Annotated in this window: 10 protein-coding genes; 8 read left to right on the forward strand and 2 right to left on the reverse strand. The window is 58.9% G+C overall.

What is annotated here, in order from left to right; genetic code table 11:
• Positions 1-538 precede the first annotated feature (538 nt).
• On the reverse strand, positions 539-1,483 hold the full coding sequence (locus tag GE107_RS15095) for a zinc dependent phospholipase C family protein (protein WP_219640802.1): 945 nt from the start codon (positions 1,481-1,483) through the stop codon (positions 539-541).
• Positions 1,484-1,669: 186 nt separating this feature from the next.
• Here GE107_RS15095 and GE107_RS15100 point away from each other — a divergent pair, with 186 nt between their 5' ends.
• The 8 genes from GE107_RS15100 (at position 1,670) to GE107_RS15135 (ending at position 10,258) form a co-directional block, all read left to right on the forward strand.
• Positions 1,670-2,119, forward strand: a complete 450-nt coding sequence (locus GE107_RS15100; RefSeq protein ID WP_219640803.1) for a chemotaxis protein CheX — start codon at positions 1,670-1,672, stop codon at positions 2,117-2,119.
• A gap of 261 nt (positions 2,120-2,380) precedes the next feature.
• Positions 2,381-3,163 carry an SDR family NAD(P)-dependent oxidoreductase gene (locus tag GE107_RS15105; RefSeq protein ID WP_255570496.1) on the forward strand — a complete coding sequence of 261 codons (783 nt, stop codon included), beginning with the start codon at positions 2,381-2,383 and terminating at the stop codon, positions 3,161-3,163.
• 22 nt (positions 3,164-3,185) lie between these two features.
• The gene (locus GE107_RS15110) at positions 3,186-4,592 is read left to right on the forward strand and encodes a DEAD/DEAH box helicase (protein WP_219640804.1); all 1,407 of its coding nucleotides are present in this window, start codon (positions 3,186-3,188) and stop codon (positions 4,590-4,592) included.
• Between the two features lie 124 nt (positions 4,593-4,716).
• Positions 4,717-5,940 (forward strand): S-layer homology domain-containing protein, encoded by a 1,224-nt coding sequence (locus GE107_RS15115; protein ID WP_255570497.1) that lies wholly within the window; start codon positions 4,717-4,719, stop codon positions 5,938-5,940.
• Between the two features lie 126 nt (positions 5,941-6,066).
• A complete protein-coding gene (locus tag GE107_RS15120) occupies positions 6,067-6,855 on the forward strand; it encodes an ABC transporter ATP-binding protein (protein WP_255570498.1) in 789 nt (262 codons plus the stop codon).
• Positions 6,848-8,110: an ABC transporter permease gene (locus tag GE107_RS15125; protein WP_219640805.1), complete on the forward strand. Its 1,263-nt coding sequence runs from the start codon at positions 6,848-6,850 to the stop codon at positions 8,108-8,110. The genes GE107_RS15120 and GE107_RS15125 overlap by 8 nt, the downstream gene beginning before the upstream one ends.
• Before the next feature lie 256 nt (positions 8,111-8,366).
• A complete protein-coding gene (locus GE107_RS15130; protein WP_219640806.1) occupies positions 8,367-9,587 on the forward strand; it encodes an MFS transporter in 1,221 nt (406 codons plus the stop codon).
• 26 nt (positions 9,588-9,613) lie between these two features.
• Positions 9,614-10,258 carry a winged helix-turn-helix domain-containing protein gene (locus tag GE107_RS15135; protein ID WP_219640807.1) on the forward strand — a complete coding sequence of 215 codons (645 nt, stop codon included), beginning with the start codon at positions 9,614-9,616 and terminating at the stop codon, positions 10,256-10,258.
• A 427-nt stretch (positions 10,259-10,685) separates the two neighbouring features.
• Here the strand turns inward: GE107_RS15135 and GE107_RS15140 are convergent, their stop codons facing one another.
• Complete coding sequence (locus GE107_RS15140; RefSeq protein ID WP_219640808.1) at positions 10,686-11,984, reverse strand: aminotransferase class I/II-fold pyridoxal phosphate-dependent enzyme; 1,299 nt, start codon at positions 11,982-11,984, stop codon at positions 10,686-10,688.
• Between the last annotated feature and the right edge of the window lie 162 nt (positions 11,985-12,146).

A 12,146-nucleotide genomic window follows, 5' to 3' on the forward strand; every position in this document is an offset into this window, starting at 1 on the left:
GAATTCGTTCCTCCTCCAAACCGCTATATTAGCGGCGCACAGCCAATAATCGGCGTGTCCCCGGACAAAACCGCGAAAATAATGTCGCACAGCAACTAATCGGAGCGTTCCCGTGCGAATCCGCGAAAATAAAGGCGCACAGCCACTAATCGGCGTGTCCCCGGACAAATCCGCGAAAATAATGTCGCACAGCCACTAATCGGAGCGTCCCCGGACAAAACCGCGAAAATAATGTCGCACAGCCACTAATCGGAGCGTCCCCGGACAAATCCGCGAAAATAATGTCGCACTGCCACTAATCGGCGCGTCCCCGGACAAATCCGCGAAAATAATGTCGCACTGCCACTAATCGGCGTGTCCCCGGACAAAACCGCGAAAATAATGGCGCACTGCCACTAATCGCCGCGTCCCCGTCCAAATCCGCGAAAATAATGTCGCACGGACGCTAATCGCCGCGTCCCCGGACAAATCCGTGAAAATAATGGCGCACTGCCACTAATCGCCGCGTCCCCGGACAAATCCATTTCCGACCGACCTCTCACACCGGCACGACCGATTCCGCGTACGTGATGACGGCGGTGCCGCAAGGCCGGCCCGTCTCGTAAGAGAAATCGCCTAGCCGCGCGGCGAATTCCTCGCGCAGCGCGGCCGCTCCGGGGCCATCTCCGGCACGGAGCCAGGCGAGCCCGGCGCCGCCGGTAACGCGCGCGTCCGCAAGCGCGGCGTCCCACAAATCTTCGGCGCTGTCCGTATGGAAGACGGTCCGGTCGGTCGGATCGACCCATGGGCGGCGCGCGTCGTTCAGCACCTCCCAATCGGGCAGCTCCCGGGGAGGCGAGAACGGAGCGATTTGACCGAACAGCAGCCATCCCTTCCAGCCCTTCGGATCGAAGAACAGCCGCTGGGCCCGGATCATGTCGCGTACGGCCTCGTCCAACTGTTCTGGTGCGATCCGCTCCGCCAGAACGGGATAATGCTCCCGGACGATGCCGAGCAACTCCGCGGCGAATCCGCCCGGCAGCCCCCCGCCGGTATCGATTTCCGGGGCGACAGGAACGTAACCGGTCCGGATGCCGGCCCGGCGATGCATCACGACGGCATCCATCGCCGTCTCGAACCGCTGGTGGTGCCATTTGCGGAACCCGGACCGGCTGAACACGAAAGGATGCAGGTGGCGGTCCAGAATATGGTGCATCAGAAAACCGAGCGCAAAGCCGACCACGGGATCGGCTTCGCCTCTTCCGAGCATTCGCTCGAATAAGGAGAGCAGGAACGGCCCGCACCGCGTCCCGTGCATGAGACTGCCGAGCCGGTTCAGCGCCGTTGCTTGTTGCCAGGGGAGAAACCGGTGATAGAACAGGAAGTCGGGGCCTTGGCAGCCCAGTTGGAAAGCGCGGCGCCAAGCCGGATCGTCCGGGAGCGGATCGGTCCTCTCCGCCAGGAACTCGCGTCCGAATTGAATGTGCGCCCAAATGTTCGGCATGATGGTCCACCTTTCGGGAATCGTCGTCACCGCCCAAATCGGGACTATCAGAGCAGGCGCATGAAACTCAAGACCCGTATTCTGGGAAAAAGAATCTATACTTGTCCTCTTCTTTTCAGTATAATGATGGAAAGCGAATACGACCAGCTTGGCGATCTTTGTCGATGAAAGGGGCTCGCAAACACAGTGAAAGCGGAGTACATCAATCCTTTTTTGGAGTCCGCCCGCATGGTCATCGAACAAATGGTCCAGGTTCGTCCGAGCACGGGCCAATTGGCCTTGAAGGACATCAAGTTCACGGATCATCAGGTTTGGATCCAGATCGGATTGACCGGTCAGATGACCGGCGACATCGTCTTGGGGCTGAGCGAAACGGTCGCCCTCCGCATCATCTCGGCGATGATGGGCGGGTTCGTCATCACGGAGATCGACGATATCGGCAGAAGCGCCATTTCAGAGCTGGGCAACATGATCAGCGGCAACGCAAGCACGATGCTGTACAACCAAGGCGTCCACGTGGACATCACGCCGCCCCGCGTCGTCGATCTGAGCCATTTCCAACCTCGGCGCGCGCTGACGGTTCCGTTGATCATGGACGGGATCGGGGAATTGGAAATTCAAGTGCTGATCGCGTAATATTAAAGTGTGAATTTTCGCCCCCGCGGGGGCTTTTTTCAATCAATCGGAAATTATTCCTATTTCATTTTCATTTCTGATTGATCACGATAGAAACGACATTCTTTGTCTGGCAGCTTACGCTTAGGACGACGAAGTCGTTTTTACTTGGTGATTCAGAAGGTATTGAATCCGCCACACTTTTCTGAATCACTTCGATAAAACGACTATCCGTCCGGAATGGACGGCGTAGCCGTTTTACTTGTTCAGGGAGGATCAGGGATGGCCATTTCGCTCAAGGACAGAGTCGTGCTCATCACCGGGGCATCCAGCGGAATCGGGGCTTTGACGGCCAAGCTGCTGGCGGACAAGGGAGCCGTTCCCGTACTGACCGCGAGGTCGGAGGACAAGCTTCGGGAGTTGTCCGAAACGATAAGCGGCGCCCATGCCGTCTATCCGATGGACGTTACGGATTCCGCGCAGGTGGACGAAACCGCGGCGCGCGTGCACGAGCGGTTCGGCAGGCTGGACATTCTGCTCAACAACGCCGGCTACGGGGAATTCATCCCGTTCGGGGAAGCAACGCTCGAACATTTCCGCGACATGATGGACGTCAATTATTTGGGTACCGTACGCTGCGCGAAAGCGGTGCTTCCATACATGCTTCGGGCCGGCGAAGGACACATTGTCAATGTCGCGTCGCTCGCGGGCAAAATCGGGACCGCCAAATCGAGCGCCTACACGGCGACGAAACACGCGGTCATCGGCCTCACGGAATCGCTGCGCCAGGAGCTCCGGGGGACGGGCATCCTCGTCTCGTCGGTCAACCCCGGTCCGATCGATACGCCTTTCTTCCAGCGCGCAGACCCGGACGGGACGTATCAGCGCAACATCGGCTGGTTCATCATGCCTCCCGACAAGGTGGCGAAGGCCATCGTTCAAGTGATGGAACGCCGATTGCCCGAAAAAGATTTGCCATGGCTGGCGGCGGCCGGCGTCCGGATCCGCAGGGCGTTTCCCCGGTGGACGGACGCCATTGCAGCCCGGCTGCTGAATAAAAAATGATCACGAAAAGAGTGAACCCGCGTTGACTCCCCAAAACCAAGATACGTTCGAAAGTCTGGGCTTAAGCCCGCAACTGGCGGAATCGCTCGCCGCAGCGGGAATCGCCGCGCCGACGCCGGTCCAAACCGAAGCGATCCCCGCCCTGCTGCAGGGCAAGGACGGCGTGCTCGTTTCCCCGACCGGAACCGGCAAAACGCTTGCCTACCTGCTTCCGATCCTGCAGAAGCTCGACGGCACGCGCCGCGAAACCCAGGCGATCATTCTCGCTCCGACGCAGGAGCTGGCTATGCAGATCGTACGCGAAGCCGAGAAATACGGAACTCCTCTCGGCCACAAGACGGTGGCGTTGATCGGAGGGGCCGCATTGTCCCGGCAGCTGGATCGCATGAAAACGAAGCCCGCGCTCGTCGTCGGTACGCCGGGCCGCGTGCGGGAGGTCGCCTCGCTGAAAAAGCTGAACCTGCCGGCCGTGAAGCACGTCGTCGTGGACGAAACGGACCGTGTCTTCTCGCTGGGCGGACGGGACGACGTGGAACGGTTGATCAAGCAAACGTCGAAGGACCGGCAAACGGTTTTCGTATCGGCAACGCGTTCGGATGCGATGAAGGAAGCCGAACGGACGTGGCTGAACGATCCTTGGGAGTCTGTAGCGGCCGAGCAGGGGACAAGCGCCGGGAGCGGCTTGCCGGATACGATCCGCCATTGGTTTTTCGTCTGCGACCGCCGGGACAAGATCGATCTGGTCCGCCGATTGGTGCGCCACATTCGGATGAAGCCGGCCCTGCTGTTCCTGAACGACATCGAGAAAATCGGGGAGCTGTCGGCCAAACTCAAATACGAGGGCATTCTCGTCGACACCTTGTACGGGGATACGTCCGGCAAGGAACGCGGCGAAGCGCTGCGGCGATTCCGCGGCGGCCGCACCGCGCTGCTGATCGCGACGGACGTGGCTGCCCGGGGGCTTGACGTGCCGGGACTGCCGCTCGTCATCCAGTTCGAACCCGCGCTCGACGCCGACCACTACGTGCACCGGGCGGGACGCACCGGCCGCATGGGCAAGGAAGGCGTATCGGTTACGCTCGTATCGTCCCAGGAACGTTTTATCATCGACAAGCTGTCCAAGCAGCTCGGCATCGAGATGGAGCCTAAGATGCTGTACGAAGGCCGAGTCGTTTCACCGGAAGAAGCCGGGGCGGACAAACGCAGACCGTCCGGATCCCGATCCGTGGAAGGAGGAGAGGCGAACCTTCCGTTTCCCGCCGAGCCTGCCTCCAAGCCGCCGAAAATCCGCAAGCCGAAGGCCGGTCCGCCGCCTGCCGCGGCCAAGCCGAAGGTCAAGGACAACCGCGAACGGGACCGCAAAAACAAAGGCGCCCCCCGCTGGCTGAAGGAGAAACGGGATTCCGGTCCCGCGAATGGCCGGACCTAAGCTCCTTTTTTTAGGCCATAGGGCTCAAAATCGACAATGACCCACCCAAATCGGCAACCGCCCCCGAATCCTTTAAGCGTACGGTACAGTTACCGTGAAATCGGACAAGGGAGTGGTTGTTCACATGATGAAGAAGGTATCTACTTGGAAGAAAATGGCAGCCGCAACGCTTGCGCTCAGCATGCTGGCCGGAAGCGCGACGGGATTGGTCGCTTCCGCGAAATCGAAACATGACGACGATCATAAGGGTTATTCCGGTTCCGCCAAAGGGAAAGTAACGATTAACTTCAACTTCAAGGACTTGGACGAAAATCAATGGAAATGGGCGTACGCGCACATCATCCGTCTCGTTTCCCAAGGCGTGTTCAAAGGCTATGACGACGGAAGCTTCAAGCCCCGCAACAACATTACGCGGATCGAGACGATCGTAGCGGCCGTTCGCCTGCTCGGCCTCGAAGCGGAAGCCCAGAAGCCGGAGAACATGAACGCGACGCTCGGATTCAAGGACTTCGCGCAGCTGAAGAAGAAATATCCGCAGGCGGTCGGTTACGTCGCGGTCGCGCTCAAAAACGACCTGTTTAACGAGAACGATTCGGTCATCCAAGCGGAGAAGCCGGCATCCCGCCTGTGGGCGTCGGTTCTGCTCGTGAAGAGCATGAAGCTGGAAGCCGAAGCGAATGCGAAAATGAACGCCGAGCTGCCGTTCAAAGACGCAAAAGAGATTCCCGCGGGATCCGTCGGCTACGTCGCCGTAGCGATCGAGAAAGGCCTCGTCTCCGGCTACACCGACCAAACGTTCAAGCCGAATAAGCCGGTCACCCGCGCGGAGCTGGCGTCCATCCTGGACCGTCTCGGCGTGCAGCTGCCGGATCAAAGCAACAACCAACAGAACCAAGCCGTAACCGGAACGGTTACCGCTGCCGTGTACGGCTCGAGCTCGATTACGGTGCAGCAAGCCGACAACACGTCGGTGAGCATCCCGCTCGACCCGAACGTATTCGTATTCCGCAACGGAGTCAAAACGACGGCCTCCTCCATTCTGGCAGGAGACCAAGTCCTGGTTCGCACCTATGAAGGCAAAGCGGTCTTCATCGAAGTGACCCAAATGGCGCGAGCTGTCGTTCCGTTCACGGACGCGGGCAAAGTAGGCGCGTTCACGTTTGACGCGCAGGGCAAAATCGCAACCATTTCGATCATCAAAGACGTGAACGGAACCACGTCCACCGTCGTATACAACGTCGACTCGAACGTGAAGGTTACGGGAGGCAGCGGCGTCTTGGCCGCGAATCTCTCCGTCACCGTCAAAGGAGAGAACAACGTCGTCAAGGAAATTCAGATCACGGGCTAACAGCAGCCGCCTGCGGCCGCTTCGCATGAGCCGGACCGGGCACTCCCCTCGCGGGAGTGCCTTTTTTTGTGCGGTGTTCGCCGCCCAAGGTATAATGGGAGGGATTGCTGCGAAGGAGGGGACGTCTTGGTCCGAAACGAACATGCGGACGTTGCTCTGCGGGTAACCGGATTGACCGGCGGCTACAGCTTGAAGCGGCCGGTGCTGCACGGCATCTCGTTCGAGGTCAGGGCGGGCGAGATCGTCGGCCTGATCGGGCTGAACGGAGCGGGCAAAAGCACGGCCATCCGCCACATCCTGGGCCTGATGACGTCCCACGCGGGAGAGGTGAGGGTCGCCGGCGTCCGCCTGGAGGATGACCGGGAACGGTACCGGCGGTCTTGCGCTTACGTGCCGGAACAGCCGGTTCTGTTTCCCCATCTTACGGTACGCGAGCATTTGCGTTTTACGGCGATGGCTTACGGGATCGGCGAGAAGGAGGCGGAGGCGAGGTCGGCGGAGCTCGCGAAAGCCTTCCGCATGACGGATGCGCTGGATGCGTTGCCGGATACGCTGTCCAAAGGGATGAAGCAGAAAACGATGTTGATGAACGCGTTGCTCGTCTCCCCGCCGCTGTTGATCATCGACGAGCCGCTGCTCGGCCTGGATCCGCTGGCGATCCGCGGCCTTCTTGCCGCGCTCGTTGAAGCCCGTTCGGGCGGCAGCGCGATTCTGCTCAGCTCCCATATTCTGGCCGCGCTCGAACGCCGCGCGGACAGGCTGGTGGTGCTGCACCGGGGGCGGCTGATCGCTCAAGGGACTCCGATGGAAGTCAAACGGCAGGCCGGCAGAGCGGGAGAGGGCGATTCGCTCGACGACGCCTTCGAGGCGCTCGTGCGGAAGGCGGACGTGGAAGGGGGAGCTCCCGGTGCCTGACGGAATCGGGCAAGAGAGGCGGTTTCTGCTCTCGCTCAAGAGGACCCGGGCCGCCGCGTTCCGTTCCGAGGTTTTTCCGTATTTCCGCTATGTGGCGCAAAGCGGTTTCGGCCTGCTTGTTTCCGCCGCTCTATTCACGTTAATCATCGGCTACGCCAACCTGCTGCGGGACGTTCCGCCGGACTTGCCCGCGGGGCTCGCGGGCGCGGCTGCGATCGCATTGGCGGCGATAGGGTCGCCCATGCGGACCTATATCCAGCCGGCCGATCCCGTGTTTCTGCTGCCGATGGAAAACTCGGTTTACCGCGATTACGTCCGACCGGCTCTCGCCGCCTCCATGCGCGCCGGCGCGATCCGCACGCTCGCCGTGTTCGCGGTTTTCGTTCCCTTGTACATAAGAGCGCCGATGACCGAAGAGGCGGCATCCGGGAGGCCGCTCTGGCTGCTCGGAATCACGTTCGCCGCGATGGGGGCGTGGAACGCTTACGGCGGCTGGCGGGAGAGACAAGCGGCATGGGCGGTTCCGCGGGGATGGCTTCGATCGGCGAGATACGCCGCTACGCTGCTGTCCGTATGGGGGCTGCTGAACGGTTCGCCGCTTCCGGCCTGGGGACTTGCGATCGGCCTCCTGACGCTGGTCGGACTGGCTTGGCGCTGGCCGAGGCGGCAGCAGGTGCCATGGGAGAGGCTGATCAAGGAAGAAGAAACGACGCGCCGGCGCTGGTATCGGTTTCTCGGCTGGTTCGTGGATGTGCCGTCGCAGGAATCGAAGCCGACCCGACGGCGCTGGGCGGCCTGGCTGCCCGATCGCCTGCCGTTGGATCGCGGGCGGGCATGGCTTTATGTATACGGCAAAACCTTTATCCGCGGAGAAACATTCGGTGCTTTCGTCCGCTGGTATACCGTAATGGCGCTTGTTATCGCGGCAGCGGATCATCCGGCGGCGGATTGGATCGCATACGGGGCCGGGATCTTCATCGGAGGCATCCAGCTTACCGAACTGGGGCGTTTGAAGCTCGCGGGTTCGGTCGAAACGCTCCCGCTCGACCGCGGCAAGCGGAATCGGGCCGCCGCGGGAATCGCCCGGGCGGCGGGAATGGCCGGAGCCGTTCTATTGTGGCTCTTCGCGGCGGTTCCGTACGTCGGATCGATGGGCTGGATCGGTCCCGCCTTGCTGGCGGCGGGCCTCGTTTGGAACGCCTGGATCATTCCGAGACGGGTCGCGAAACCGGGGGACGAGGATGAGGAAGAGTAATCGGGACCAACGAAGAACATCCGGCGCATAACTGTAATCGGACGGCAAGCTGGTGCAGGGGAACGGGGTTTGGCTGGTGGGATGGAATAACGGAATGGAGACCTGTCGGGATGACGGGTCTTTCTTTTTGCTAGGGGGTGGTATAAAATGGAAACATCCATTGTAATTTATTTCAACGATGAAAATTCATTAAACGATTATTCTCGGAGGGATTGAAATGGAGCCGTTTAAGTAACTGCAAGCGGAACGACGGCAAATGTCGGCGGTACGGCAAGCGCGGATTTGGACGAACGCCCGGTTTCTCGCTCTATGGGCGGGCTCCTGCCTGACCCACTTGGCTTTTTCCGTATACTTGCTCACCGAATCCTGGTATGTGGTTCAAGAGTTGGATAGAGAAAACTGGCTTGGTATCGTCATGATGACGACGACCATCCCCCGGGTTCTGCTGATGGCGGCGGGCGGCGTATTGGCGGACCGATTGAAACGTTCGAGTCTTTTGTTTATCCTGAACGTAAGCCGTGCGGTCATGATCGGCGGGATGGTCGGATTGTTGGCCGCCCATTCCCTGAATCTCGGATTCCTTCTCGTTTTTGCCCTTGTTTTTGGCGTGATGGACGCTTTCTTCTGGCCTGCAAACCGGTCTTTGATGCCGAGTATCGTGCCGAAAGAGCAGCTCGTCCGAGCGAATTCCGTCATGGAAACGACAAACCAGCTTTCTTTTTTTATCGGGCCGGCTTTGGCGGGAGTCCTCCTCCGGTTCGGTTCGTTCGAAGCGGCGTTCGGAATCGCCGGCGTTTTCCTGCTCGCCGCGGGTTTCATCCTTCGTTCGATCAAGGAAGACAAGGTCCGGCCCGCCGAACGGAAGCCGAAATTTAGCCAAGAGCTGAAGGAAGGAATAGAGTACGTTAGAAGCTCTCCGATCATGCTCGCGCTCATGGGGACGTACATCATCATCAACCTCTTCTTCGCAGGACCCGTCACCGCCGGGATGCCGGTGCTCGTCAAAACGTCCCTCTCCGGCGACGTGATGGCCCTCAGCTACTTGGAGAGCGCATTCGCGATCGGCATGATGGCCGGCGGGGCGTTGACGGGGATCCTGAATCTCAAAAGAAAAAGAGCCGCTCTGGCGCTCGGGTTGATCAGTCTTGCCGGCATAGGCTCGGCTTTATTAAGCCTGATCCAAGCAGTCTGGCAAGGAGCCCTATTGATGTTGATCATCGGGATTTTCGTCGCTTGCAATAACATTCTCATCGCCGCGTTCACGCAAGAATCGGTGAAGCCGGAACTGATGGGACGCGTACAAAGCCTGCTTTCCGTCGCATCCATGGGATTCGTGCCCGTTTCCTATGCTTTGGTTTCCGTTCTGTTGTCCGCCGGCGTGCCGGTTGCTTCTTTGATCTTGTCGGCGAGCATTCTACTGGTGCTGTTCATCGGGTTGATCTTGAGTACGGTTAGGATTATATGGAACACAGATTAGACCGGAGATTCTAGGGAGGCTCCATCATGCAATGGAAGACGCATACGCCGGAGATCATGAAGATTCTCTCGGATCCGCGGCGGATCCGGATCCTTCATTTGGCTGAGGATGAACCCGTGACCGTCAAGTATTTGGCCGAGAAATTGGGAGAAGACCCGCTCAGGCTCTATTACCACGTGAAGAAGATGCTCAAAGCCGAGCTGCTGGAAATCGCGGATACGAAGCAACAGGGTAATTTGACGGAGCATTACTACCGGGCGGTCAACTTTCGGGACGTGATTTACAAAGGGAACGTGGAAGAACAGGCAGAGGACATCGAAATGGCGCTTGCCCACGTTCACCGCATGCTGGACCCAGGGCTCCGGCTTTTGCGAAAATCGTTGGAAAAGGTCCGGGAAGGAAAAAAAGACGGAAAAGTGTTCGAACGTCTTCCCTATCATGTGTCCGTCAGCGGAGTGTCGGAGCGGATGACCTCGCGCGCATGGCAGAAATCAATGAAAATGATTATAGAATCAATCGATAAAGAAGGCGAGTCTCTGGAACCGTGGCCGGAACCTCCGATCGATGGCCGCGAAGACGAGGAAGGCACATACCAGTATGTCCTGATCAGCTACCGGGTCGAAGATGCGGAGCAGCTTGCCTTGATCGATGAGTCGGAGGAAGAGGAGTAACGCGGACAACGCTCCGTTAAGCGTTCGATGAATGACCGCGTTTCGCTGAAAAATGGATTTATTTCCGGTTTCCCGGTCGAGAACCGCTTGATCGAATCTGGATGTGTTCGCCGCAGCAGCTAAGAGCCAAAATACAACTATTTTTTCTAAACTGATCTATTTTGGCGGAGATAAGGACCGAAATACATTTATTCCGGTTAATAACATCGGAGTCCAGAGGAAATAGAAATGGGTAAGTGTATTTTGGTCGTTATTCATCAAATTTGAGGGTCAGTTTCTAACAATAAATGCATTCTGGCGCTTAGTTGATAAATGCCAAGGCATTCTTTCTGATCGTGTTCTCTAAGCAAAGAAAATGGTTCGACAATAAAGACTCTCCGCCCATCCTGATTGGGAACACCAGGCTGAACGGAGAGTCTTATATTCGTTATTTCCCGGCTTTCACGTCAAGCACCGCTTGATGGATCCGGTCGAACAAGTCTTCGAGCTGAGGCTCTTCGATGCAGGAGAAGGCGACCCGCAGGTCGGTTCCGCCAAGCGCGATCGTGCCGACGCCGTACGCGTCCAGCAGCCGCTGGCGCACCGCTTCGGCGTCCACGTCCAGCTTCAGGCACATGAAGTAGCCGGAGTTGAAGGGGTAGTAACTCCATACGCCGCCGTACTTCCCGCTGTCGAGCAGCTGCTTGACCTTGTTGGCGCGGCCTTTCATGATCGCGTACTTCTGCGCTTTCTGCGCCGCGAAATCCGGCGATTTCAGCGCCTTCAGCACGAACGTCTGCGAAGGGTGCGGGCCGCTCGAGATCGTGGCGCGGATGATGCCGAGCGTCTTCTGCTCGAGCGCCGACAAGCAGGCTTCGGACTGCCCGCCGTACGTGATGAATCCGACGCGGAAGCCCCAGACGTATTCCTCTTTCGTCGCGCCGTCGACTTTGATCGGCAGCACCCGCTCATGAAGGCCGCACAGCCGGCCGAACAGGGACTCATGCAAGGAATCCTCGAAGAAGAGCGCGAAGTAGGCGTCGTCCGTGACCGTCACGACGTTGATGCCGGCTTCGGCCGCTTCCTTGATCGCCGCGATGATCGACCGGCCTTCTTCCGCGCCGGGCGTGTAGCCGGTCGGATTGTTCGGGAAGTTGAGCAGCACGATCGCTTTGCCGCGCTCTTTCTGCGACAAGAGAGCATCGCGCAAACCGGCCGCGTTGAATTTGCCGTCCGCGTCGTACAGCGGGTATTCGACCATGACGGCGCCGCGGCGGATGCCGAACGTCAGCTCGTAGTTTTCCCAGTTCTTATCGGGAAGGATGACGGCGTCGCCCTCATCGGCGAACAGGTCCGCCACGATGCTGAGGCCGTGGGTCAGCGCGTTCGTCGCCACCGGAAGGCTGAAGCTCTTGCCGTCGAGAGACGGGTTTTCCTCCAGCATTTTGTCGCGCCATACGGTTCGGAGCTCGGGTTTGCCCGCCGGCGGCGCGTATTCGTAGATGTCCTTCGGATCGTAAGCGGACAGCGTCTCCTGGATGACCTGCAGATGCATCGGCTTGCCGTTCTCGGTCGCGATGCCGATCGTGGCGTTGTAGACTTTCGCCTTCTGTTTCGCTTCCGCGGACTGGCTCAGGATCCCGACTTTCGGAAAATAAACGGCTTGGCCGAGCTTCGACAACATTTCGAAGACGCGAGGCTGCTCCTTGGCAATCGTCTCGTTGAGCTGCTGTGCGAGGGGATTCATGTTTTCATCCTTTCATAGGGAGTTTGACGGAGTCAAACTCTCACCTTCCACGTATTCATTGCCGCTTGCGGCAGGGTCAATTGTCGGCGATTCAGAAAGTACACAATCCGCGATGCTTTTCTGAATCACTTCCATTAAACGTCTACCGTCCGAATAGAACGG

Origin of the sequence: Cohnella sp. CFH 77786 (assembly GCF_019400745.1) — a bacterium.
Classification (GTDB): Bacteria; Bacillota; Bacilli; order Paenibacillales; family Paenibacillaceae; genus Cohnella.

Bases quoted from the DNA above. Each gene is read 5' to 3' on its own strand.
- GE107_RS15140 (WP_219640808.1), bottom strand. From the start codon at position 11,984: ATGAATCCCCTCGCACAGCAGCTCAACGAGACGATTGCCAAGGAGCAG.
- GE107_RS15130 (WP_219640806.1), top strand. From the start codon at position 8,367: ATGTCGGCGGTACGGCAAGCGCGGATTTGGACGAACGCCCGGTTTCTC.
- GE107_RS15135 (WP_219640807.1), top strand. From the start codon at position 9,614: ATGCAATGGAAGACGCATACGCCGGAGATCATGAAGATTCTCTCGGAT.
- GE107_RS15105 (WP_255570496.1), top strand. From the start codon at position 2,381: ATGGCCATTTCGCTCAAGGACAGAGTCGTGCTCATCACCGGGGCATCC.
- GE107_RS15115 (WP_255570497.1), top strand. From the start codon at position 4,717: ATGATGAAGAAGGTATCTACTTGGAAGAAAATGGCAGCCGCAACGCTT.
- GE107_RS15095 (WP_219640802.1), bottom strand. From the start codon at position 1,483: ATGCCGAACATTTGGGCGCACATTCAATTCGGACGCGAGTTCCTGGCG.